Annotated in this window: 16 protein-coding genes; 10 read left to right on the top strand and 6 right to left on the bottom strand. The window is 49.7% G+C overall.

Annotated elements, in window-relative coordinates; all coding sequences use genetic code 11:
- Window positions 1-102: 102 nt before the first annotated feature.
- Genes ACF8CV_RS09465 through ACF8CV_RS09455 form a run of 3 tightly spaced genes read left to right on the top strand, consistent with a single transcriptional unit; the run spans window position 103 to window position 3,477 of the window.
- Window positions 103-810, top strand: a complete 708-nt coding sequence (locus ACF8CV_RS09465; protein WP_025524572.1) for a response regulator — start codon at window positions 103-105, stop codon at window positions 808-810.
- A complete protein-coding gene (locus ACF8CV_RS09460; RefSeq protein ID WP_138938122.1) occupies window positions 800-2,236 on the top strand; it encodes an ATP-binding protein in 1,437 nt (478 codons plus the stop codon). The genes ACF8CV_RS09465 and ACF8CV_RS09460 overlap by 11 nt, the downstream gene beginning before the upstream one ends.
- A complete protein-coding gene (locus ACF8CV_RS09455) occupies window positions 2,233-3,477 on the top strand; it encodes an ABC transporter substrate-binding protein (RefSeq protein ID WP_025790533.1) in 1,245 nt (414 codons plus the stop codon). Before ACF8CV_RS09460 ends, ACF8CV_RS09455 begins: the two co-directional genes overlap by 4 nt.
- A 73-nt stretch (window positions 3,478-3,550) precedes the next feature.
- Here ACF8CV_RS09455 and ACF8CV_RS09450 read toward each other — a convergent pair whose 3' ends face one another.
- The 5 genes from ACF8CV_RS09450 to ACF8CV_RS09430 are packed head-to-tail and all read right to left on the bottom strand — an operon-like array spanning window position 3,551 to window position 10,799.
- On the bottom strand, window positions 3,551-4,753 hold the full coding sequence (locus tag ACF8CV_RS09450; RefSeq protein WP_138938121.1) for a type III PLP-dependent enzyme: 1,203 nt from the start codon (window positions 4,751-4,753) through the stop codon (window positions 3,551-3,553).
- Window positions 4,746-6,575 (bottom strand): IucA/IucC family siderophore biosynthesis protein, encoded by a 1,830-nt coding sequence (locus tag ACF8CV_RS09445; RefSeq protein ID WP_208871061.1) that lies wholly within the window; start codon window positions 6,573-6,575, stop codon window positions 4,746-4,748. Before ACF8CV_RS09445 ends, ACF8CV_RS09450 begins: the two co-directional genes overlap by 8 nt.
- Entirely contained in the window at window positions 6,547-7,752 is a 1,206-nt protein-coding gene (locus ACF8CV_RS09440; RefSeq protein WP_208871062.1) for an MFS transporter, read from the bottom strand. Before ACF8CV_RS09440 ends, ACF8CV_RS09445 begins: the two co-directional genes overlap by 29 nt.
- Before the next feature lie 6 nt (window positions 7,753-7,758).
- Complete coding sequence (locus ACF8CV_RS09435) at window positions 7,759-9,591, bottom strand: IucA/IucC family protein (RefSeq protein ID WP_208871063.1); 1,833 nt, start codon at window positions 9,589-9,591, stop codon at window positions 7,759-7,761.
- Entirely contained in the window at window positions 9,588-10,799 is a 1,212-nt protein-coding gene (locus tag ACF8CV_RS09430; RefSeq protein WP_208871064.1) for an acetyl-CoA carboxylase biotin carboxylase subunit family protein, read from the bottom strand. The genes ACF8CV_RS09435 and ACF8CV_RS09430 overlap by 4 nt, the downstream gene beginning before the upstream one ends.
- Before the next feature lie 247 nt (window positions 10,800-11,046).
- On the opposite strand from ACF8CV_RS09430, the gene ACF8CV_RS09425 reads away from it, so the two are divergent.
- The 6 genes from ACF8CV_RS09425 to fecE all read left to right on the top strand — a co-directional run bounded on the left by ACF8CV_RS09425 (window position 11,047) and on the right by fecE (window position 19,144).
- Window positions 11,047-13,083: a TonB-dependent siderophore receptor gene (locus ACF8CV_RS09425; RefSeq protein WP_005477483.1), complete on the top strand. Its 2,037-nt coding sequence runs from the start codon at window positions 11,047-11,049 to the stop codon at window positions 13,081-13,083.
- 122 nt (window positions 13,084-13,205) lie between these two features.
- Window positions 13,206-15,344 (top strand): TonB-dependent siderophore vibrioferrin receptor PvuA, encoded by a 2,139-nt coding sequence (pvuA, locus tag ACF8CV_RS09420; RefSeq protein ID WP_015313673.1) that lies wholly within the window; start codon window positions 13,206-13,208, stop codon window positions 15,342-15,344.
- 101 nt (window positions 15,345-15,445) lie between these two features.
- Window positions 15,446-16,369, top strand: a complete 924-nt coding sequence (locus tag ACF8CV_RS09415) for a Fe(3+) dicitrate ABC transporter substrate-binding protein FecB (RefSeq protein ID WP_138938115.1) — start codon at window positions 15,446-15,448, stop codon at window positions 16,367-16,369.
- 80 nt (window positions 16,370-16,449) lie between these two features.
- On the top strand, window positions 16,450-17,409 hold the full coding sequence (locus ACF8CV_RS09410; protein WP_392416821.1) for a FecCD family ABC transporter permease: 960 nt from the start codon (window positions 16,450-16,452) through the stop codon (window positions 17,407-17,409).
- Window positions 17,406-18,377, top strand: coding sequence for an iron ABC transporter permease (locus tag ACF8CV_RS09405; protein WP_131169595.1), 972 nt, complete (start codon window positions 17,406-17,408; stop codon window positions 18,375-18,377). Before ACF8CV_RS09410 ends, ACF8CV_RS09405 begins: the two co-directional genes overlap by 4 nt.
- A 2-nt stretch (window positions 18,378-18,379) precedes the next feature.
- Window positions 18,380-19,144, top strand: a complete 765-nt coding sequence (gene fecE, locus ACF8CV_RS09400; protein ID WP_138938113.1) for a Fe(3+) dicitrate ABC transporter ATP-binding protein FecE — start codon at window positions 18,380-18,382, stop codon at window positions 19,142-19,144.
- 116 nt (window positions 19,145-19,260) lie between these two features.
- Here fecE and ACF8CV_RS09395 read toward each other — a convergent pair whose 3' ends face one another.
- Window positions 19,261-21,147 carry a methyl-accepting chemotaxis protein gene (locus ACF8CV_RS09395; RefSeq protein WP_138938112.1) on the bottom strand — a complete coding sequence of 629 codons (1,887 nt, stop codon included), beginning with the start codon at window positions 21,145-21,147 and terminating at the stop codon, window positions 19,261-19,263.
- Window positions 21,148-21,563: 416 nt separating this feature from the next.
- Here ACF8CV_RS09395 and ACF8CV_RS09390 point away from each other — a divergent pair, with 416 nt between their 5' ends.
- Window positions 21,564-24,311: a pitrilysin family protein gene (locus ACF8CV_RS09390; protein WP_138938111.1), complete on the top strand. Its 2,748-nt coding sequence runs from the start codon at window positions 21,564-21,566 to the stop codon at window positions 24,309-24,311.
- Window positions 24,312-24,348: the final 37 nt, after the last annotated feature.

The following is a 24,348-nucleotide window of genomic DNA, read 5'->3' as shown; positions in this document are numbered from 1 at the left end:
GAATTGTAATCGGCTCGATTGTGAATGTGCGTTTAAGAATGCATCATATTGGCCAGCGCCAAACTCAGGGGCAGGCACAGGGACGGACACAGGGAAAGTAGGATGGAAAACAAGCAGATACTGGTCGTCGATGACAACCTCGACCTTCGCGAAGCGTTGTCAGATTACCTTGGTCGCGCAGGGTTTGAAGTGCTTTGCGCAGAAAACGGCGGCGTGATGTGGCAACTGCTCAACGATCACCACCCTGATTTGATCATCCTCGATATTATGATGCCCGGTGAAGACGGCTTTACCCTGTGCCAAAAACTGCGCAAAAACTCCGATGTTCCGATCATCATGCTGACCGCCGTCACTGAAGAAGCCGACCGAGTCGCAGGGCTAGAAATGGGCGCTGATGACTACATCACCAAATCATTCAGCCCGCGAGAACTGCTCGCGCGCATCAAAACGATTTTGAGACGCAGCCAATCGACCGCCAATAGCAAACTGACGCGTAAAGTGCGTTTTGACGATTGGTTATTAGATACCGTAACCCGGCAACTGACCCACGTTGCTAGCCGCGAGGTCAAGCAACTGAGTGGCGCGGATTTGTCGCTGCTCGGTTTGTTCGTCAACCACGCTCAGTCAATATTGTCGCGCGATGACATTGCGCGCGAGATCTGGGGACGCGATGCCGACCCGTTTGAACGCGGTATTGACGTGCAGATCAGCCGCTTGCGTCATCACCTTGAAGATAAAGACCGCTCGCTGATCTTAACGGTGCGCAATAAAGGCTACATGCTGACCACGGACGTGCATTATGAGAATTAAACGCTGGACGGGCTCACTGGTCGTTCGTACCAGTGTGTTCTTGTTGCTGGTGATCATTCTGGCTCAGGTATTATCCGGGATTATCTGGTATCAACACGCCAGCGAACGCGATAAAGAAGGCCTGACCACCACAGTCAAAAGCTTAGCACTGAGCGCTTCTTCCACCATCGCCTTCTTTCAAACCCTCCCTTCGGAATACCGCCACTTGGTGCTCAATCAACTACGCAACATGGGCGGCACGCGCTTTTTCGTCTCACTCAACAATCACCAGATTGACGTCGACCCACTGCCAGAGAGCGAGCGCAAAACGTTGGTCATCAACCAAGTTCGCGAGGTATTAGAAAGCGAGCTGAGCGGCATTCCTAATATTGAGGTGGAGTTCACCCAGCGTGACAAACTCAAAGTATTCAACAACGAGCTACCTATCGACGAACTGCCGTTATTGTGGGCGCATTATTCGCTTTCGTTTGGTGACCTCAATCCGCCTATTCTGGTGATGCAGGTCGAAGTCGCACAGAACGAATGGTTTTATCTCGCGGCGGTGCTGCCCGCGCCTTACATCAACCTAGAGACTAACTATTTTGAGCTGCGCCAATGGCTGACGCTATTGCTGTCCGCGCTAATGCTGTTGCTGTGTACCTGGTTTATCGTTCGCAAAGAAATTCAACCGATTCGAGAGCTGGCAAAAGCCGCAACCCTGATGTCGAGCCGATTAGACGTGCCCGAAGTTTCTGAACGAGGCAGTAACGAACTAAAAGCGGCGGTCCGTGCGTTTAACAAGATGAATCGACGCATCGACAGCCACATTAAAGACCGCGAGATGCTGTTCAGCGCCATCTCCCACGATCTGAAAACGCCAATTGCCTGCCTAAAACTACGAGCGGAAATGCTGGATGACGACGCCGACCGAGAACGCTTTATCCGCCTGAGTAACGACCTAGATTTGATGGTCAAAGGCGCATTGCAATGCATTAAAGAGACCGATATCCACGAGGAAATCGAGCCGATCAATTTCACCCAACTGATTCAGCACATTTCCTCCAATATCGCCGATGCGCCGGACACGATTCGCATCCACGGCGAAATCCGCACCCACTTTGCTGGTAAACCGTTAGCGATTAAGCGCTGCATTCAGAATCTAGTCGATAACGCACTCAAATACGGCCATCAAGCGGACATTACGCTGACTGAAAGCCCAGAGTCGATCCAGATTGAAATTGAAGATCACGGTGACGGTGTTGACGATTTATTACTTGAAAAGCTCTGCCAGCCATACTTCCGCGCTAGCAACGATAAAGAAGGCAGTGGGCTGGGGTTAACCATTTCACAGAGCATTGCAAAGGCTCACGGCGGCAGTTTGTCGCTGAGCCATTCTCAGTTTGGCGGCCTCTGCGCCACACTGACTTTCCCGAGAGACTGGCTATGAACAAACTGGCATTCTTGTTCCCACTGTTGCTCGCCCCTTGCGTCGCTCACGCTGAGTCGCCACAAGGGGTAGAGTTTTTACATTGGTGGACTTCTGACGGCGAACAGCAAGCGCTGCAAACACTCAAAGCTCAGCTAAAACAGCATGATATCGAGCTGCTGCAAAGCCCGGTGTTAGGCGGTGGTGGCGACAGCGCGATGACGGTACTGCAAGCTCGCGCGCTGGCGGGCAATCCACCGAGCTTCGCGCAAATCGAAGGGCCAAGTATTAAAGCGTGGGATGCCATCGGTATTTTGCACAACGTCAACGCGGTTGCCGATGAGCAGCGCTGGGACGAGGTGCTCTACCCGCTGTCTATCGAAATCAATAAAACACAAAGCGGCTATATCGCCCTGCCACTTACGCTGCACCGTTTGAACTGGCTGTGGGTCAACCACAAGCTGCTTAAACAACTGAATCTTTCCGCGCCGAAAAACTGGCAAGAGATGTTCGCCGCCATGGAGCTCGCTAAGCAAAATGGCATCGTGCCGATCGCAGTCGGTGAGCAGCCGTGGCAAGTCGCCCAACTTTTCGAGAACTTAGTGATCTCCACTGGCGGCGTTGAGTTCTACACCAATGCAATGGTTAAACTTGAGCGAGACAGCATCGACAGTGATACCCTGCGCCAAGCGTTGACGCAATTTCGCCGCCTGAGTTTGTTGATCGACAACCAATTACCCGACAGTAAGTGGGATACGGCGACCCAAGCGCTAGCCGACGGTCAAGCGCTGTTTCAAATCGGTGGAGATTGGATTTTAGGTGAGCTGCTCGCCAATCAAGTCTCAGTCCCGCAAGAGGTCGGCTGTTACCCAACGCCTGACAGCGATGGTGTATTCCTCTACAACATGGACAGCTTGGTGTTTATGTCGAGCAAGTCGTTTTCTGCCGAGGCGGCTCAGCAAACCGCAAGCGCGCTGGCAGATGTCGAGTTTCAAGCTAAGTTCAATAAGGTAAAAGGCTCGATTCCGGTACGTACCGATATCGACATCAGCGATTTTAATCCGTGTCAGGTCCAGTCATATCAAGACTTTCACTACGGCGTTAAACACAACCTCGCTGTGCCGAGTATGATTGATTCGATGGCGGTCAATCCGGTTGCCCAGCAAGCGATAAACTCGGAAATCTTCCGTTTTTACCGCAATCCCAAGATGGAACCCGACGAGCTGATAAAACGCATTATTGCTATTTCGCAAAGCGGTTAATGGCAATGAATTTGTGCCGAGTGGAATAAAAAAGCCCCAATGATTGGGGCTTGAATGAAGCGAAGTATGCCGTTTAAAAATAGTGGAAGATCGGCGGTTCATGCATCAAGAAGTTTTGATGGGAGATGTTCCACGCATAGGCGCCCGCTAAGGTAAACACAACATAATCACCAATATCGACGTGGGCGACGTGTTGATTGCGTGCCAGCACATCTTTGGGCGTACAAAGCTGGCCGACAAAAGTTGCTTGTGCATGCTGAATTGGGTGAGAAATCTCATGGTGTTGCTCGCTTTTCAGGATGACGAATGGATGATCATGGCTCTGCGCTGCTGGCGTGCGGAAATGGTGGGTTCCTCCGCGCGCGATGACAAAGTTTTCGCCAAGATTTTGCTTAATATCCAGTACTTCCATCACGTAATAACCACATGCCGCCGTGATGAAACGTCCGCATTCAAAACGCAGTGTCCAATCTTGCACTTGCTCTTTAGCGATGAGGAATTCCAACTTGTCGCAAAACTCCATCCACGGAAAGTGTTGCTCAGGGTTTTGGTAGTTGATGCCCATGCCGCCGCCCAAGTTGATCATCAGCTCACCGAGTTCAAACTCTTGTTGCCACGTTTTCACGACTTGGAAATAGCGCTGCATTAACGCTAAGTGACGTTCAACATCAAGCTGATGCGACATCAAGTGAAAATGGAAACCTTTCAGTGACACTTGTGGGAAATCGCGCAGCAACATTAAAGCATTACTCAGTTCGGACTCGTCCAAACCAAAAGGAGTCGGCTTGCCGCCCATCGCCAACTTGCTGAGCGTGATGTCGCCAATATCAATGTTCATACGCAAAAAGATCGAAGCAGGGCGGTTGAGGCGCTCGGTTATTGCTCCAATGCGTTGCAGCTCGGTGAGGCTTTCGACATGAATTGCATCGACATCCAGCTCAATCGCTTGTTGCAATTCACTTGGCATTTTTCCTGGGCCACCGAAGATCAATGGCTTATCGAGTTGTTGCTGGTGGAGGTGTGTCAACTCCCCGCCAGATGCCGCTTCAAACCCATCGACATACGGCGCGAGCGTTTTGAGAATAGGGCCTGATGGATTGGCTTTGGCTGCGTAAAATAGCTCGACATTTTTCGGCAAAACGTGACGCAGTTGTTTGATGTGTTCTTCTAAGGCTTTTAGGTTATACACGTACGCGCACAAGGGTTGATTTTGCTGCTGTGCGAGCGTGTGAACTTGCTGGCTAACGCGTGTCGGTAGGGAGAGTGAATTAGACATGTTGCGCTCCTTTTTCGTGTTGCTGCCAAGGCGTGGTGACTTGGGTATAGCCCGACTCTTTATCGGCTTTTTGCATCAAACGTGTGGTGAAATTATTTTTGCTTGGGAAGTGACCGCCATTCAGCAACGCTTCTAGTTCCGGCTGTTTTCCATTCACTGATTGCCAACGCACAATGGCACTTTGCACCGCATTCCATAGCGTTTGTTCTAGTGGCTCATCACCTTCTGCGATGAAGAAAATCGCTTCGCTGATGTTGTTGATAAAGGTGCAGTATCCGATGCGATTCCAGCCTTGTTCGCGACTATAGTAAACCGATTGTCGCGCGCGTTCAGACAAATCAGTTAATGTTTCTGCTGGCCAGAACTCTGGCAGTAATTTAGTGCCTTCCAAATCACGAATCCAAACACAACACGGCATCTCTTGCTCAAAGCCAATCAAGGTGTTTTGTAAATGCGGCTCAAACGCCACCCCGTGTTTGAAGTAGTAGTTAAACACACCCGGAATTAGGCAATGCAAATAGCGTTCAAACCACAATGTCGCGATGTCGGAATAGCGATTTTGCGTAGTACGCGCTTTGTTTTTAAGGCGTTGAGCAATGCAACTGTTGCCGTTTTTGTCGTAAGCAAACAGAGCGCCAGCGAGGGTTGGTTTTAAGATATCGACTTCGCTCAGCGAGAAATTTTCGCGATACAAAATCCCAAACGATTCGCGCGCTTTGGTGTTGTCATCCCAATTACGCTCAGCGACACTTTCTAGATTCAATGTGGTGGCGTAAGGCTCTGTCATCACTTTAAATACGGGGTTGTGTAGCTGTTCGTTTTCTCGAATTGGTTTGAGAATCGACGTGAGCTGCACGGCGCTGTCGAGTTCGTACCACGCGTTTTTACGCACGCAATTGGTTAATCGTACGTTGATGGAGAATTTCGCAAACCAATCCATATCTGGGTGGTAGAGGGTACGAACTGAAGAGGTCGGCTGCATCTTTTCACCACCTAAACCCAGTGGTGTGATCTTGCCTTGTTCAATGGCACGCTTCACGCTTGGGTTGCTCAAAATGGTGTAGCTTTCCCAAGGATGGCAAGGGTAGAGGGTCTTCCCATTGCTGGTGGTGTGTTGTGGCGTGAGCTGTTGTAGCATGCGCTGAGCAGGGTTAGCGTCTCCGTCGGAACTCAGCACATCAAGTAAGGACGTATCCACTTCAAACCAGTACAACGGGACTTGCGCGCCGACTTCTGGAGAAAACGCCAAGAGATCATCCATGGTGACGCCCGAACGACTTTTCGGGGTCGGATGGAAAGTATGCCCCCAAATCAGAGACTGTTCCGAAGCGATAAACTCGTTGTGATGCGATTTGGGCGCGACGTTGAGAAACTGCTCGGTAACCAGCACGCTATTTTCCAGTTGTTCGATCAGCTCATGGTTAAATGGGATCGCCAACACCTGCTTGAGATAGTTAAGCAAAAGCGTAAGAGTTTGCGTGGCATCCAATTTCGCCCAACCAGATCCCGGCATTTTCGCCCACGGTAGTTCTGCCAATTTGATTTTTCCCAGTTTACTTGCATAGTGAATCGGCAAAACCAGCAGGCCATTTTGTTGAGAAAGATGAACGGCTACCCGTTGCTTGGCGGAATAGTTGCGTTTTAACGTTTGGGGTAGCGATGTCGATTGGTAGTGCCATTCCACTTGTTGATTCGGCAGTGCAAATTCCCGTAAGTAACAATTAAGAACACCCATTATCGTGTTGAGTTGGGCTTTCTCACGATTGAGCTGCACATCATGCGCGCGCAACTCGCTAGTCTGAGAGGATTGAGTTTGTAACATGTTGATTTCCAAATTTTGAGTGGAGAACCAGCGCGATCAAGGTGATTACGCTGACTATCGCAGAAAGTAGGAAAGGAACCTCAAGTAGCCCCAAGCTAGAAATGAAAGAAGCGCAAAATCCCGCCGCCACGCCACCCCATTTGGACATGGCATCAAAGCGAGAAAATACTTTGCCACTGAGTTTGCGATCCAGATTGCTCGCAAGATGCTGATGCAATCCGTGATAGCAACACACCATCGCGATGCCGAAGATAATTCTCGCAGCAATGAGTGCGGTTTCGGACGCAATCAAATGCAAAGCAGAGCTCACGGCAAGCAATGCAAACCCGAGCCACAACGTGCGCAGCGGTTGATGGCGATTCAGCCCATCTGACCACACGTGGATTTTGCCTGCCAGCAACAGATAGACGCCATGCGGCAGTGCGTACAGAAAACCGATCCATGCGTGGTTAGTGATGCCATATTGCTGCACAAACGGCGAGAAATAAGGAAAGGTCACCACCATAGAAAACGCAAACCCGAACTGAGCAAAGAAGATCCAGCGAATGGCATGCATTGCGTTTTTCTGTACAACAGGTTGTTCTTGCTGAGATTCTGAGTTTGGCTTTTCGAGGTTTTGGTCGGCGGGTTTATCCACTGGCAGTGTTAGCGTGAAGCCCATAGCAATTAAAGGCAAAACGCATAACCAAAGGTACGCGTTGAGCGGGTTGGTCTCTGACAAGCTCCAGCCGAGCCCAATGGGCGCAACGATCAGCGCCAAGCGAGCAGATAGTTGGGTTTTATTGAGTGACTTGCCGAGTGTTTTGGCTTCTTTAATTTGACTAGATAAGTAGCTGTTCGAGGCGGCCATTGTGCCGCCAAAGGTTCCTTGAACAATAAGACCAAACACAAACATGGCGAGGTTGTCTGCCAAGCCGCACAGCGCAAACCCTGCTGCAAGGCCAAGTTGCGCACGCAAGAGTGAGCGGCGGCGACCATAGCGATCGGCAAAGCTGCCCCAAAATCGTGCCGCCAACGCAGTACAAAACGTGGGTAGGATAAACAATACCCCTGCCCAGTCCGCATCAATGCTTGCGCCTAACGTTGGCAACACGACGGGTAGAAATAGCGGCATACCTAACGCGGCAAACGCAGCGATAAAGTGGCACAACAACACACTGTAGATGAGTTTGGTCATAATCGTTTAACGTACGCTTTTTTTGATGGCTTCTAAGTAGGCGCGTTGCGCTTCTTCGCTAGAAAGCAGCAAGAAGTTCGGAGCCGACAAACCATAGAACTTATTGATGTCGCTCGCGCCGGAGGCTTCTTTCGAGAGCAAACTGCCAGAGCTCAACAAGTACTTGGCGTACAAATCAGGTGCTTCTTGCAGTAACTCGCGTGCCAGTTTTGTCTCTAACCCTTCGCCTTCTAATCGGTTGAGTTGCTCTGCAATGCTTTTGGCCACGATGGCGTAAAGCGATGCTGAAGAGGCAATGCCCTTCGCTGCCATGGCTTCTACAATCGCTGCGATATCCAATTGTAATGTGATGGTGGTAAACATCTGACCGAGCGCCAATTCATTGTCGACTTTGATGCGTTGGTCGAGCAGTTCATCGCAATCCACGGGAGTTGTTCCTGCGCCCTGTTTTTGGGCAGCATGCTCTGTAGCAAAGTGGAAGCTCTCAGGCCAAATTCGCGCCGCGTCGTTGTCTTTCATCGCGAGCGTCATTTTGCCCTGTTGATCAAATGCAACGATGGCGTTTTGCTGGTTGGACTCCAATGCGATGCCATAACGAAGCCACAAGGTGAGGTGCACTTGGCAAAGAAGGTCGACGTAATCTTGGAACCACGCCAGCGTATCTTGTTGATAGTACTGCTCCGCCAAATGTTCTAAGAACAAGCGGTCGTCAGGCATTGGGCTTGCCAGTGCTGCAACCGGAACTAACGCTTTGTCTTCGCAATGAGTAAGTGGGTACTCACGTACGATGTACGCGAAGGTTTTATCCTCACCGACGTGTCCACCGTGTTTTTCGTTGCAATGGAACAAGCGAGTGTTTAAGTCGGCGTCCGTTTGCTCAAGGTGGCTGAGTAGGCGTTCAAACCAGTGGCCGTCATACAGTGTTGAAGGCTTGATTAAGCGAATGTTTTTCGTGCCTAGCGATCGCATGATCAGCGGAACTTTGATGTGAATATGCGGCGCGTCGTTGACTACCACAGTACGAACGGAAAGCGTTGGCGTCACGTCTAGGTACGTAAACGGCGCTTCTATCATGCCTTCGGGTAAGGCTTCTAAAGAGCGAAGGGTGAGCGGATGCGCAGGGAACAGTACGTGGCTCAGTGCAAAATCAGCAGGAAGCCCCACTTGCTCCATCGTCGGCCAGCAATCAGGTTGTTCGCTGGTTAATGTCACCAGTGATTTTTCAATCGCAATCCAATGCAGAGCAAAGCGTTGTGCGAACTCGGGCGCGTACTTAGCAAGGTCTTCATCGCTCAGACCAAACTTCGCCCGCGCAGTTGGATAGTAAGGGTGGTCAAGGTAAGAAGCGATCTGGTCGGCAAGCAGTAGCTTTTTATGCCAAGAACCAAGCTCGGATATTGGTTGAGAAATGTGGTCGGCGTGGTGACGAAACGCTTGGTCACACAGTGCTTTGTGTTTCTCTGCGCATTCCAGTTCTTGAAGATATCCCGCTAATAATTCGTGAGAGCTCTCATGCGCCAGTGTCGTTAGTAGCGCAATCCACTCTTGATAATGCTGCTGATGCTCGACCTGGCCATTTCTCTCCACCCACCAACCTAGCGGCGCTTCGCCATTGGTTTGGCCGTAACACCAATGCTGCATGTAATACGTTGGCACAACAGGTAAATAGAGCGTGAAATCCGGATTATCAAAGGTTAGCCAGACTTGCTCGAGTTGAGGAACAATAACCCCTTTGGGTGCGGCGCTACTGAACTTGGCATTCGATAAAATGCCAAACATGTCTTCGCGCAAGCAAGTATCGATCAATCGTTGGGTTAGGTATAAAGCGTTGTGATTCATGCTGCCACCTCGCGAGTCGGAGCTAGATTGAAATTGCTAAGCGCGTTCTGCAGCGCTTGGTCGAGGTTTCGCCCTGAAGGCGAGACAATCGAAATTCGGGCGAGATAATCCTTGTTGGAATAACTCTGTTGGAAGAGTTCTCCCGCGGTTTTTAGTACCTGTTGCTGGGTGATGATATCGCTATCGTGTTGGATGAAGGAGGTCGAATCTCCATCAATCACACCACTGTGCTCCGCAACCACATAGTGCACGTGTGCTGAGCCATGAATTTGGTAATCGCCATCCAATCTTCGGCCCAAATGCAGACCCAAAATTGTGCTAAACCAACCGAAGTGAGCGAGATTGTTGAGCAAGAATTCGCGACCATCTCCAATGCTGCGATAGTTGATTTCCACCAGAACTGGGCCGTTTTCCGTGATGATAAATTCGCTGTGGCAAACTCCAAAACCAACGCCGAACGCTTTCAGTTGAGCCAAGCAAGCTTCTCGGTGAGCAATGCCGTTTGGTCCGTTCCAGTCTGCGGCTGTTTCGATAAAGTAAGGCGGTTCAGAGAGCGACACATCAAAACCGCCCACGGCGATAAGGCGCTCACCATCTCCTAAAGTTTCGAGCGTAACCAACGGCCCTTGAAGGAATTGCTCCACCAGAATGGCGGCGCTTGGGTGTTTTTGCCAAAACGCATCGCAGTAAGCATCGAGTTCGCTTTGGGTGTCACAGCGCTGCACATCCAAACTCGCCACGCCTTCTTTGGGTTTTGCTACGACAGGGAAGGCCATGCCTAATGCCACATTCGAATGGCGGTGCAATAAACAGCTTTGTGTGTTGGGTAGGGCTTTTTCATTCAACACTTGTCGAGTTAAGTGTTTGTTTTTGGCCTTTAACGTGACAGACCAATCTTTGGCCGGTAGACCAAAAAATTGTGCGCAGATGGCGGTGGAAGTTTGTAAGTGATCACTATTGCTGAAAATAGCGTCGGGTTTTAACTCATTCTCAGTGATGGTTTCGATGATCTCCAAGGGATTGAAGACATCGCACTCTAGAATGGTATCCGGATTAAAGTGACTATCACGACTTGCCAGCTCTAAATGGCTGAGCTTGTGATCGGTGATAAGAACGACGTGGAGGTCCATCGCTTTAGCTGCAGGCACGAAGCCGTGAGTGACTGCATCATTAACGACATGACTTACGATAATCATCGTAGATTTCATGAGCTTTCCTAATTTTCTAACATTTCCTAACGTTGATACTGTCTGCTCACAGTCGGCTTCCAATGTGCCTATCGCAAGGCTACGGGGCAGAAGGTTTGGTCTTTATTGTTATTGTGTTTGATTTTTTGTTGTTGCTTGTGTTTTTAGGGTAAATAAATATAGAGCATAAAATTAATATTGCAAATGTAAATAATATTTGTTCTTATTTCTATCCGTTGGCTTTATAACAACTAAACGGAATTATGGAATGAATAAATTATTGACCCTGACCCCTTTGGCGGTCGCGATTGGTTCTTCACTAGTGGTACCAAGCGCAGTGGCTTCAGAAGAGACAAACTCAACCCCATCGGCAACCGAAACCATTCAAGTCTACGGACACCAGTACGAAGGTTACGCTGAACATATGCCTCAATCGGGCACCAAAACGGACGTCGAGTGGCTTGATGTGCCGCAAGCGGTCTCGGTGGTGACCAAAACGGAAATGCAAGATCGCGGCGCGGTGCGCTTAGTGGATGCGTTAGATGGGGTGGCTGGGGTCAATAACACCTTGGGCGAAGGCAGCCGCGATCAGTTCATGATCCGTGGTTTTGATTCACTCAATGATATGTACCGTGACGGTATGCGAGACGACGGTACGTTGCAGTCTTACCGCAGCTTGGCGAACGTTGAGCGCGTTGAAATTGTGAAAGGCCCGGCAGGCGCGCTGTATGGCCGTGGCTCGGCAGGTGGCATCATCAACTTGGTGACGAAGCGCGCAAACGGCGATAACTTCACCCACGTAAAAGGCAGTGTGGGCAGCAACAGCCAGTATGTTGGTCAAGTCGACAGCTCAATGGCGTTTTCCGACAAGGTCAACGGACGTATTAATTTGGAATACCGTCAGGCCGATTCTTACGTCGATCATGTTGATTCGAACGATTTCTTCATCGCGCCGACCATTCGCGTGTTGCCAGCGGACGGTCACACCATTGATATTGACGTTGAATACGCCCATCAAGAATTAGTGCCATATCGTGGTGTGCCATCAAAAAATGGCAAGCCAGTTGATTTGCCAGTGAGTACTTACTTTGGTGGCACGAACGATTATCAGGAGTCGGACAGTCTTCGCGTTGCAGTGGACTACGAATGGCGTTTGAACGATCAATGGGTATGGAACAACCGAGCGGCGTTCAACCATATCGAACTTGAGCAAAAAGGCACGCGTCAGGGCAAAGTGACGGGCAATGAAGTGTCTCAAACCGTGAATAACTTTGGCTACGACCCTCGTACTACGACCACTTTGCAATCTGAGCTGATTTGGGAAACCAACGACAACCAATTGATGTTGGGCGCGGATTTCAACCAAATTGATATCGACCTGACGTTGGCAAGTGACAAAACGCTTCCTCCGCAAAATATCTACAACCCAGTTGTGGGCCCAACACCCGATCCGGGCTTCAAACCATTCCGTGACAATACCACCACAACCACGGGTGTGTACGTACAAGATGTGTACACGTGGGGCGACCTTTCTGTGATCGGTAATGTGCGTTACGACTCGATGGAACTCGAACAACAAAAAGCGGGTTCAGGTAAGGAAAAATTGGACGATGACAAAGTCAGCTACCGCGCTGGTTTGGTATACCGCATCAATTACGACACCTCCGTTTACGCCAGTTTAGCGCGCTCTTGGCAGTTGCCGTACGCAGGCATCTACATCAATCCAAAGTTGGCGGAATTCTTCCATACCGACTTAAAAGAAGTGGGGGCGAAAGCGTACCTGCTGGATAACGCATTAATGTTGAATGCGGCACTGTTCCAGATCGACCAAGAGCAGCCACAAACCAACGTGGACGGCGATGTCATCGACAAAATTGAAGTACGTCACCAAGGCATTGAGCTAGAAGCTCGTGGCCAAATCACCAAACAGTGGGATATCTCTGTTGGTTACAGCTACTTGGACGCAGAAGACAAAGCCACAGGTAAAAAGCCGAATGATGTGTCAGACCACTTGTTCTCCCTTTGGAGCACTTACCAATTGGATGACAACTGGCGTTTGGGTGGCGGCGTGAAATACGTGGGCGACCGTTATGCAGGTAACGACGAAGCCGTCGCACTTGGCGATTACACCACGGTGGATTTGATGGCGGCGTACACCACTGGTCGTCACAAGATCCAAGCGAACGCTTACAACATTTTGGATGAGAAATACATTCTTGGCGCAACAAACGGCACGTCTGGCCTAAACCAGATTGGCTACGGCGCACCAGCCGAGTTCATGCTTAGCTACGGATACCAGTTCTAGGCTTGTTGTGCGTAGTTGGCGCACGTTAGCCGATTTTTTGCCTCTTATTGAGGATGTTTTAGCCCCGAGAGCCTACGGGAAATGTTCTGCCCGAGGCTCAATTTCTCGCAAAGGAGACCTTAATGTCTTACCAGAATTTGGATGGTAAAGTGCGTGTACGTGCTGGTTTGTCTACCACTTACAGTGTGCTCGCGATTGCTATCGCTTCTGCCACCTCCATGAGCGCAGTTGCCGCTCCTGCCGCAAAAAACGAAACCACCGTGATGGAAACGGTGGTTGTCACTGGCAGCGTGATTGGCAACTCTGACATTGAAGACGTCAAAGAGTACCCTGGTGCTCGTACCGTCATTACCCGTGATCAAATTGAGAAAACCGCAGCGGGTTCGATTGATAATGCGTTACAGCGCGTTCCGGGTATTAAAGTTCAGGATGAAAGCGGAACGGGCGTATTGCCTAACATTTCCGTACGTGGTTTGAAAGCAAGCCGCAGTGGTCATGCTCAGTTCTTGATGGATGGTGTGCCGCTAACGCTCGCGCCTTACGGTCATACTGGTCAGTCTATCTTCCCAGCAACGCTGTCGATGCTTGATCGTATTGACATTGTACGCGGTGGTGCCGCAGTGCAGTACGGTCCAAACAACGTCGGTGGTGTGATCAACCTAGTGACCAAACCGATTCCACACACTTGGCAAACTGAAATCAGCAACCGCCTTACCGTGTTTGACGGTGGTGATGCGCCGCTGAATGATTTTTACCTACGCACGGGTGGCTGGTTAAGCGACACATTCGCGCTGCAGTTGGAAGGTAACTTTCTAAAAGGTGAAAGCTTCCGTGAACATTCCGATACGGACGTGAAGAACTTTCAAGCTAAAGCACAATGGCTACTGAGTGATACTCAAGAGATTCAAGCATTCCTGCAACGTTACGATGCTGAAACGCAAATGCCGGGCGCACTTTCGCCGCAAGATTACGAGCAAGATCGTCATCAATCGAAACGCCCGTACGATGATTATGAAGGTAAGTCGACGCGCTGGAGTGTTAAGTACATCCACGATTTGCCATTTGCCGACAGTGCCGAGCTAGAAGTGCTAACGTTTGGTCACAAATCAGAGCGTCTTTTCAAGTGGGGCTTTAACAGTGCGGGTGGCCATTGGGCGGATCCGGCTCTGCCTGCGACGGACGTTCGTACCTCTCCACGTGAATTTACCGTGTACGGCATAGAGCCGAAAATGGCGATGTATTTTGGTGAAGGCAAATCCGTTACCCAAAACTGGATCGTGGGTACTCGTTATGTTAACGAAGACATTGACTACAAACTCACTCAGACTCCAATCGCTGGTGGCGCAACCAAAGTGCCGCGTGATTGGCATTTAGATACGGATGCGTTTGCTGGTTACGTCAGTAACGAGATTGGCTTGTTCAATGATACGTTGAAGGTAACGCCTGGGCTGCGTGTTGAATCGGTTCGCATGACGTTTACCGATCGCGGTAAAAAGCAAACGGCAGACAACAAGGTGACCGAATGGCTGCCGGGTTTGACGGTGGCATACAACGTGACCGATCAGTGGGTAACGTATGCGAACGCGCAAAAATCGCTTCGTGCGCCACAAATTGCCTACATCCGAGGCTTGGGTGAAGAAGGGAGCGAACTGGCTTGGAACTACGAAGTCGGCGCGCGTTACACCCAAGATGCGACCAGTTTTAACGCTGCACTTTATCGCATCGATTTTGAAGACCAACTGCAATGGCAAAGCTCAACGCAGACCTTCGATAACATCGGAAAAACACTTCACCAAGGTTTAGAACTTTCTGCTCGTTACGTGCCGGAAGTTCTACCTGCCCTGAGCTTGGGCGCAAGTTACAACTACCTCGATGCCACGCTTGAAGAAGAAGGTGCGAATAAAGGTAACCAGCTGCCTTACACCTCTAAACATCAACTTGGTTGGGATGCGACCTACGCGTTTTACGGCATGGACACCACGCTATCGGGCTTCTACTTCAGTGATTCGTATACCGATAACGCCAACACCAGTGCCGAAGACGCAACAGGTGCAACGGGCAAAGTGCCGTCTTACATGGTGTGGAACTTCAACTTGGGGACGGATTTATACAAAGACGACAAAGGCAAGTTACGCATGAATGTTGCGGTGAACAACTTGTTTGACGAGGAGTATTACTTCCGTGGGATTGATACCAGCCCAGTTGGTCGGTACCCAGCTCCAGGACGCTCTTACACACTGGATCTGAACTATCAGTTTTAAGCGTTTCGTTCACCGAGTTTGAAAAGAAAAGTCGCCAATTTACCTTGGCGACTTTGCCGATCTTAGGTACTGGAAAACTCTTAGCACTGGAAAAAAGCAAGATGAAAAATAAAAAACAATTTACGATCAAACACTTTTCAACCGTTTTGCTGATGCTGTTGAGCTCAGCTTTGATGTCATTTAGCGCATTTTCTCAGGTGCGCAGCGTGCAAGATGAGCAAGGCACTTTTGAGCTAGAAGCGATACCTCAACGTATTGTGGTTTTGGAGTTTTCGTTTGTGGACGCTCTGGCGGCCGTCGATGTCTCACCGGTAGGCGTTGCCGATGACAACGATGCCACACGAGTCATCCCTGCTGTTCGTGACAAGATTGAGCCTTGGCAATCGGTCGGCATGCGCTCACAACCGAGTTTAGAGGCGATTGCGGTGCTCAAGCCTGATTTGATCATTGCCGATGCTGAACGCCATCGCGCTATTTATCAGGATTTGCAGCGAATTGCGCCAACTTTGCTGTTAAAAAGCCGTGGTGAGACATATCAAGAAAACCTCGAATCCGCGCAAAAAATCGGGGTGGCAATTGGCAAGCAAGCGCAAATGACGCAACGAATCGAGCTGCACAAACAGACCATGGCAGAGTTCAAGCAGCATTTTGCGACACAAGAAACCATTCAGTTTGGTGTGGTTTCTGACAAAGGGATGTGGCTGCATAGTCCGGTTTCTTACGCTGGTGGCGTTTTGAGTACACTAGGCATCCAAAGCCCTCTGGCTCCATCTGAGCAAAATGCTTATATCCCAACCAGCTTTGAACTTTTACTAAAAACCAACCCTGATTGGTTACTAGTTGGACTTTACTCTCAACCAAATATCGTGGATGAATGGCGTAGAAATCCATTATTTAAGTTGCTAACTGCGGCGAAAAAGCAGCAACTGGTCGAAGTCTCTCCGGAACTGTGGTCATTAAATCGCGGTATGTTGGCGGCGGAAGAAATTGCCCGCAACCTTGAAGCGTTATTGGGGCGCTCATGATCATGAGTGCGTCGATAATCTCAGAAAGCCCGTCTTCGGTTAGCAAACCGCATTGGAAAGCGAGCTTATTTGTCTGTGCTATGGCGTTGTGTACGCTGTCAGGCTATACCGCCTCAATGATTGGCTGGTCTAACTTTTCCTTGAGTGTTAATGACCTGACAAGCTATTGGTTTGCGTTTGATGAGGGCAATATGCTGCATCAAATCCTCGCGACGTTGCGCGCTCCTCGCGCCTATGCGGGGTTATTGATTGGTGCTTCGCTTGCGGTATCCGGTGTGCTGATGCAAGGGTTAACTCGCAACCCTTTGGCGTCGCCATCCATTCTCGGCATTAATGCTGGTGCGGCGTGTTTTATGGCCTTGGCTTCCATCGGCGTACCATTCTTTAGTCAATTGAACCCCATCATCAACGCAGTATTCGGTGCGCTACTAAGTGGTGGTGCGGTCATGTTGTTGGGTGGTTTTTTTTCCGCGCGTTCTCACCCATTGCGTTTGGTGCTGGCAGGCATTGCCATCAGTGCGCTGCTGATAGGGTTAACTCGTGCGTCGGTAATTTTGGCGGATGACATGGCTTACAGCGTGTTGCATTGGTTAACGGGTTCACTCTCTGCGGTAGATTCTCAGCAGTGGCAGCAACTGTGGCCTTTTGCGACTTTAGGTTTGGTGCTCGCCATGGGATTAGCGCGAAACTTAAATTTACTCGCGTTGGGGGACGAAGTGGCTGTCGGGTTGGGTGGTAACATTCGTCTTACGCGATTAATCAGTGGTTTAGCGGTTGTGCTGTTGGCGGGTACTAGCGTGGCGATTGCTGGGCCAATTGGCTTTGTCGGGTTGTTAGTGCCGCACTTGGTACGCCCGATTGTTGGTCACAACTATCACATTCTCATTCCGGTTTCCGCTTTGTGTGGCGCGGCATTGGTGACGTGGTCAGATGCTTTATCACGCGCGATTGCCTTTCCGGCCGAAACGCCGGTGGGCGTGATTACCGCACTGTTGGGCACACCTTGCTTTATCGTGATTGCAATGAGGAAATCATTATGATGAATCAAACCAAACTGATGGCACTGCTTGGGCTTTTGCTGATTGCGTCGTCTCTCACGCTGTTTGTTGGCGCGGCGAATCTGTCGGCTCAACAGGTTTTTGCATTGTTGTTTTCTTTCTCTGATTCGGACTTTGTGATTCACCAATATCGACTGCCGAGAATGTTGCTCGCTATTGGCGTGGGCGCTGGATTAGGGCTTTCAGGCGTCTTAGTGCAAGGTGTCATTCGTAATCCACTTGCCTCCCCAGATTTGATGGGGATAAGTGCAGGGGCTGGGCTAGCGGCTACTGCTTGCTTGGTGTTGTATCCGAATGCGCCAGTGGCAATGTTGCCGATGGTCGCTATGGCGGGAGGTTTGCTTGCTGCAGGCTTTATTGCCGTGCTGGCTTATTGGTCGAAGCCAACACCTGCGCGTTTGGCGCTGATTGGCGTTGCTGTCAGCGCGTTTTTAGCCAGCGGTATCGACTTTCTTCTGATTGTGCACCCTATCGAAATCAACACAGCGATGGTATGGCTAACGGGCAGTTTGTGGGGACGAAACTGGCAACAAGTGCCATTTATTTGGAGCGCTCTAATGCTGCTACTGCCATTGGCGTTTTGGCTGGCTTGGCGGTTAGATGTGATGGGACTGGGAGAAGAAAGTGCCACTACACTTGGCACGAAACCAAGACAGATCCAAATTCTTGCGTTGATTGCTGCCGTGCTATTGGCGAGCATCAGTGTGTCTGTGGCAGGCACGATCAGCTTTGTTGGCCTGCTTGCGCCGCATCTTGCGCGTTTGCTGTTTGGTCACAACCACAAGTTGTTGATTCCTGCTTCTGCAACCCTTGGCGCGCTGTTGGTGATTTGCGCCGATGGTCTAGCGAGAGGCTTACAGCCACCAATTGAGCTGCCAGCGGGTGTGCTGACTTCTGTTATTGGCGCACCATATTTCATTTTTCTTTTGTATCGTTATCGAGGTTGGTAAGCATGTTACGAACGCAGAACTTATCCGTCGCGTACGGCAAACAGACCATCATTCCAGATCTCTCTTTGTCGATTCCTCAAGGTAAAATTACCGCGCTTGTTGGCCCAAATGGTTGCGGTAAATCGACACTATTAAAAACCTTGGTACGCATCAATAAACCAGCTTCTGGCGAAGTGTTGTATGACGATAAACCGCTAAGCAACTACGGCGATAAACGCTTGGCGCGTTCGTTGTCTTTACTGCCGCAGATTCTTGTCAGTCCTGAAGGTATTACAGTCAGAAAACTGGTCGAATATGGCCGATCGCCTTATCTCTCTCACTGGGGGCGGTTAAGTCAGCAAGATAAAGCGTTGGTCGAGCAAGCAATGCAAGATACTGGCGTGATTGAGTTTGCTGACAAGCCAGTTGAATCGTTGTCTGGCGGTCAAAGGCAAAGGGCGTGGATTGCGATGGTAATGGCGCAAGATACCGACGTAGTGATGCTTGATGAGCCAACCACTTACTTGGATCTCTCTCACCAAGTTGAGCTGATGAAACTCATGAGGCATATGAACGACAGAGGCAAAACAGTGGTCGTAGTGCTACACGATCTAAACCAAGCCTGCCGTTACTGCGATCATTTGGTGGTGTTGGAAAAAGGTCAGTTAGTCACGCAGGGAACGCCGCAAGAGGTACTGACAGAAGGCATGTTGGCATCGGTGTTTGATTTACAAGCGAGAGTATTTAACGATCCAATCTCAGGCACGCCGATGTGTGTGGCGGTGTAGGTCTTACGTCTTTCGAAAGCTATCGGCAATAAAACGTCGAGCCATAAAACAAACCCCGCTAGTAACAAAGTTGTTAGCGGGGTTTGTTGTTTTTAAGAGCGTTCCTAACGTGGCGTTTAAGCCAGTTTAAACGTCGCTACTTTCGAGTTGAGATCCTCTGCTTGCGATTTCAGCTCAGCAGATTGATTCATCGATTCTTCGGCACCAACCACCAAATGGTCGGTCACATCTTTAATGGACGTGACGTTTTGCGTGATTTCATTGGTTACGTGCGTTTGCTCTTCGGCTGCGGTCGCGATTTGCGTTGCCATATCGCTGATCAGCGCAACGGCCGCGTTGATTTCATCCAGAGCCAGTGCTGCGCGATCAGCATCTTCCACCGAACCTTGCGCGAGCTGAGAGCTTTTATCCATGATAGTCACAGCGCGTTGTGTGGTTTGCTGCAAAGTCTCGATCGTCGAGCGAATCTCTTCGGTTGAGGTGTGTGTGCGTTGTGATAGCACGCGAACCTCGTCTGCAACTACGGCAAAACCGCGACCTTGTTCACCTGCACGCGCCGCTTCAATCGCCGCATTCAGAGCCAATAAGTTGGTTTGCTCTGCGATGTCTCGAATCGTTGATAGCACGGTTGAGATGTCTTGCGCGTGCTGGTTGAGCTCGCCGATGACAACGCTCGCTTGGTTGACTTCAGAAGACAAATTGTTGATGGACGATTTGGAGTTGATCACCAATTCATGACCATTTTGTGTGCTCGCTGAAGAGTCTTGAGCGGCTTTAGCCGTCTGCTCTGCATGCGCTGCAATCTCTTGTGTTGCCGATGCCATTTCAGTCACAGCGGTCGCCACCATAGTGATTTCTTGTTGCTGATGGTTCAGATCAGAAACAGACTGATTCGCGCGAGTCGTGCTCAGCTCTGATTGCTGGCTGAGTTCTTCCGCTTGGTGACGAATGTGACCAATAAGCTGCTGTAAACTTTCAACAAACTGGTTGAAGTTTCCAGCCAGCTCACCAACTTCGTCACGGTTTTCTACTTTGATGCGTTGAGTCAAGTCGCCGCTACCGTTGGCGATTTGCGAAAGCGCATTCGAAACGTTGTAGAGTGGGCGGAACAAGATGTTACATAGCAGGTTAAACAGCGCCACACAGATGATCACCACGACAGCCGTCGCGATAATTTGATCCCAAACGGCATCGTAAAGTGGTGCAACCAACGAGTTGTGATCCAACACCGTTACCGTCGTGAGCTTGGTGCCCTCAATTGGACGCGCATAAATCACATAATCGGTACCGCTGATCGACACGCGACGTTCAGTGCCTGAGCGTGCAGCGTTGGTGATGTCGTTGTTGTTTAAGCCCAGTTTGCTAACTGGTTGGTTTAGGAGCTTGCTGTCGTTATGGGTGAAAATATTGCCCTGATCGTTGGCAATAAACATGTAGCCTTCACCCGGTAGGATCACTTGGTTGAGGCTGTTTAAAATATCTCCAATTTCGACATCTGCACCCAGTACAGTTGTTTGGCCGTGCAGTTGTAACGCCTTACCGAGCGACACTACATTCGCACCAGTTGCAGCAGCAACGGTCGGGTTATCCATAAAGACTTTCGATGGATTGGCAATGGCGTTGGTGTACCAGCCCCACTTGCGAGGATCATTATTGCCTGGCGGTAAAATCACCCCATTGGCGTTGTCTTGTGAGCCGTCTGGGTAAGCGAGGAAGACGTTATCGAACGCGCCGGAATCTCGCACCTGCTTCAAGTGCGTCACGATGGCTCGTTTTTCTGACTCAGCAGAAAGGGAGGTGAGTGCTCGCTCTTTAGAGAGTAGCCAGTCACTTACGTACTGGTTGTATGACGCGCTGGTGCTTTCCAGACGCTGGGCAACTTCCGCATCCAACCGTTGTAACGAATCTCGAAAAGACAAGCCTTCGACTAACACGCCCCCAAGGATGATGGCAGCACTGGCCGAGATAGCCAGTTTATTCTTCAGTGATAAATTTTTGAACATAGCAGCGATTAATAGATTTTTTGTACCCAAGCGGCGTTAAGTGTCGGGCTTAATACCCATTTACCTAAAAGCGCGGGGTAGTTTGTTATTGGTTATTTTCATTCGTATATGATTCGGCGTCGTCGCTGAAAAGCGTTTTTGACGCCGAAATCATCGATTGATTATATTTTACTGCTCAAAATAAATACTGGCGCTATGTCGCGAATTTGAGCTTTATAAGAAATAAGAACCTAATACGAGAGCGGCTTGTTTTATGTATTTGTAAAGTAAGGATTTGTCGTGTTTTGTAAATGATAATTGATTTCATCAAATGGTGATATAGATCACGTTTGAGCAGTAAATAATCCATTAAAAATGTGAAGGTCATGGAACGAGGATTATATTGATCGGCTTAATCATAGTTATGGGCAATAGTTATGCGCAGTATATTGTTAGTCCCCGCGTTATTGTTGTCAGGGTGTGCTCTGACACAACAATCCACGCCGATTCAGCCTGATGCCAACTGGCACGTTAATCAGCTATCCAATGGAATGAAATACCACATCTATCCAACTCAAGACCTAGAAGTTTCGGTTCGTTTGGTGATGCACATTGGTTCGTTCCAAGAAGAAGCCAATCAAAAAGGCTACGCTCACTTCGTTGAGCACATGGCATTTAATGGCAGCACACACTTTACCGGCAACGATGTTGTTAAGCTTTTTGAGCAATCTGGCGGCAGTTTTGGCGCAGATATCAACGCGTTTACCACCTATCAGCAAACCTCCTATAAGCTTGACTTGGCCAATAACGATAAGCTTGAAGATGCCCTGACTTGGATGCGAGACATTGGCGACGGTTTAGAGTTCGCTCCAGCTCAAGTTGAAAAAGAGAAAGGTGTTGTCTTGGGTGAATGGCGACGCGCCAATCCAGATGATAAGTCGTTTTCAATGCACGCGTATGAGGCTTCGATTGAAGGAACGCCTTACGCCGAACATGATCCAATCGGTACTCGTGATGCAATTGAGAGCGCGACGTCAAATGGGCTGAAAAACTTCTACGAGAAATGGTATCAGCCGCAGTATGCCGAGCTGATCGTCACGGGCAATGTGGACGCTAAGTCGCTTGCTAACATCATCAAGAACAAGTTCTCGAACTGGGAAAGTACCTCAGATATCGCCATCGAAAAGCGTCGTGACATTCGACTCAATACTCAAGACGAAATTCTGCCAAGCAACTCGATGGAGTCACCAAGCTTGCATTTGGTGATTGAACGCGGCGATCTTCGTCGCGAAACGGTCGAGCAGCAACACGCAGAATGGCGGGACGAAGTGGCCATTCAACTGATTCAACAGCGTTTGATCAGCCTTCTCAATGATGCCGCCGAACCTTACCAATACGTTTATGCGCAGCCTTACTACTCGAACTACCAACGCCTGATGTCGGCGGGTATCTCATTTTCGCCTGACCGCCGTGAACAAATGCACCAAATTTTCATCAGTGCGTTGACGTCACTTCGCGATTACGGTGTGACACAAGCTGAGCTAGAGAGCATCACATCTAACTGGTATGGCGAACTGGCAAATCTTGATTCTGATTGGAGCAAACGCAAGCCAAATAGTTACGCGGAAGCGCGTATTTTCCAATTGGAGCAAGACAGCGTAAGCCAATCGAAAGAGAGCTATGCGCAAAGCTTGGCAGCTTTTTTGGATAAAACGAAGCTAGAGAGCGTAAACGCGCAGTTAAAAGAGCTGTTGTCTAATCAACCAAGCTTTGTGATTGGCATGGGCAAAAGTGAAACGCAAGCGCAATTTGCTGATGTATTCACTGCGCTTAACAGCGCCTACCTACAAGCTGGTGAAAAGCCTTCGGGCATGAACGCCAAAGCAGAAGGCTTCCTGCAACCAGCAGAGGAAGGCAGCATCGTTAGTATGCGTCAAGCTCCGGGTGGTTTTCAGGTTTACACCTTATCAAACGGTGTGGATGTTTGGTTCCAAAAAGACGCAAAAGCCGGTGGCCGCGCTTACATCTACTTCACTAGCCAAGGGGGTAAAGCCGCTCTAGATAAATCGCTTTATCCAGCCTACGAACTGGCTGCCATGACCGCCGTTCGCAGTGGATTAGGAGAGTTTTCTGGCTCAGAGCTGGATGCCTACTTACGTACGAACAACATCGCTTTTGGTCCAATACTCGAGCCAACAGTGCATGGCGTTCAGGTTACGACGCAAAAAAATCGTCTAGTTGAAGCTTTGAATGGCTTGTACAACCTTTCGACCGAAATCAAGGTTGATGAGCGTCAGCTTGCCGCGGTGAAACAAGAGTTTAAGCAAGAGCGCAGCGCTTTCTTGGAATCGCCTATGGGTACGCTTATCCAAGTAGCGAACACCAGCGCTTACACGCCGGATAGTCGTCATCGTTTACTGAGCAGTGATGGTGCCGATACCGTCACGCCAGAGCAGATTCTTGCAGTGCATGATCAACTATTTAAAACCGATCATGGTTACAAAATGGTGATTGTTGCAGACGTTGAGCCTGAGCAAATTACGCCGCTTCTACGCAAATACGTGGCATCAATTAAGATGAAGCCGGGTAAAGCTGTAGATTATCGTGTGTCATTTAATGATGAGCTGCCAGCGCGCTTGGTCTTCACTGATGGTCACGAGCCTTCATCGTTTTACCTGCTGCGTTTTACCAACACCGACAAGTACAACCGTACGGCAAAAGACACGGTGATAGAAGACATTCTGGAGCGCATCAGTGCCGCACGAGTACTGGAGACGTTCCGTGAAGAATCAAGCTTAGATTACAGCCCTAGCATTTATACGATGACGCAAGATGGTGAACCGATTTCGGACTGGTTGTTTGAATCGCAGGTGGATCCAAAAGATGTGGGTTTGATGGATAAACTGTTGGATAAGGTTTTCGACGATCTCGCGATCAACATTACCCAGAAAGAAGTCGACACCGCGGCCAAGCAGCTTGCTGTCGCGATGCAAGGATTGGGTGACAACCCTGGTTCTCGCGCTTGGGTTTACAGCCGCTACCTCGCGCACGACTACGGATTGGATGTTGTGCTGGATGTGGAGAAAGCCGCTAAGAGCGTAACACTAGAAGAAGTGAAAGCACGTGCGGCATCGGCGTTTGGTCCGAATGCCAAGCGTTCTGCGCTGATTCTCAACCCGATGTAAAACCAGACATTGGATGCAAACAGTAAAACGAAAAAGA

It is taken from the genome of Vibrio sp. zbq_1 (genome assembly GCF_043102935.1).
GTDB lineage: Bacteria > Pseudomonadota > Gammaproteobacteria > Enterobacterales > Vibrionaceae > Vibrio > Vibrio parahaemolyticus.
Note: the sequence above shows the minus strand (reverse complement) of the source record. Positions and strands in the feature narration are given on the sequence as shown.

Coding starts and splice junctions, on each gene's coding strand:
- ACF8CV_RS09465 (WP_025524572.1), top strand. CDS start 103: ATGGAAAACAAGCAGATACTGGTCGTCGATGACAACCTCGACCTTCGC.
- ACF8CV_RS09460 (WP_138938122.1), top strand. CDS start 800: ATGAGAATTAAACGCTGGACGGGCTCACTGGTCGTTCGTACCAGTGTG.
- ACF8CV_RS09455 (WP_025790533.1), top strand. CDS start 2,233: ATGAACAAACTGGCATTCTTGTTCCCACTGTTGCTCGCCCCTTGCGTC.
- ACF8CV_RS09450 (WP_138938121.1), bottom strand. CDS start 4,753: ATGTCTAATTCACTCTCCCTACCGACACGCGTTAGCCAGCAAGTTCAC.
- ACF8CV_RS09445 (WP_208871061.1), bottom strand. CDS start 6,575: ATGTTACAAACTCAATCCTCTCAGACTAGCGAGTTGCGCGCGCATGAT.
- ACF8CV_RS09440 (WP_208871062.1), bottom strand. CDS start 7,752: ATGACCAAACTCATCTACAGTGTGTTGTTGTGCCACTTTATCGCTGCG.
- ACF8CV_RS09435 (WP_208871063.1), bottom strand. CDS start 9,591: ATGAATCACAACGCTTTATACCTAACCCAACGATTGATCGATACTTGC.
- ACF8CV_RS09430 (WP_208871064.1), bottom strand. CDS start 10,799: ATGAAATCTACGATGATTATCGTAAGTCATGTCGTTAATGATGCAGTC.
- ACF8CV_RS09425 (WP_005477483.1), top strand. CDS start 11,047: ATGAATAAATTATTGACCCTGACCCCTTTGGCGGTCGCGATTGGTTCT.
- pvuA (WP_015313673.1), top strand. CDS start 13,206: ATGTCTTACCAGAATTTGGATGGTAAAGTGCGTGTACGTGCTGGTTTG.
- ACF8CV_RS09415 (WP_138938115.1), top strand. CDS start 15,446: ATGAAAAATAAAAAACAATTTACGATCAAACACTTTTCAACCGTTTTG.
- ACF8CV_RS09410 (WP_392416821.1), top strand. CDS start 16,450: ATGGCGTTGTGTACGCTGTCAGGCTATACCGCCTCAATGATTGGCTGG.
- ACF8CV_RS09405 (WP_131169595.1), top strand. CDS start 17,406: ATGATGAATCAAACCAAACTGATGGCACTGCTTGGGCTTTTGCTGATT.
- fecE (WP_138938113.1), top strand. CDS start 18,380: ATGTTACGAACGCAGAACTTATCCGTCGCGTACGGCAAACAGACCATC.
- ACF8CV_RS09395 (WP_138938112.1), bottom strand. CDS start 21,147: ATGTTCAAAAATTTATCACTGAAGAATAAACTGGCTATCTCGGCCAGT.
- ACF8CV_RS09390 (WP_138938111.1), top strand. CDS start 21,564: ATGCGCAGTATATTGTTAGTCCCCGCGTTATTGTTGTCAGGGTGTGCT.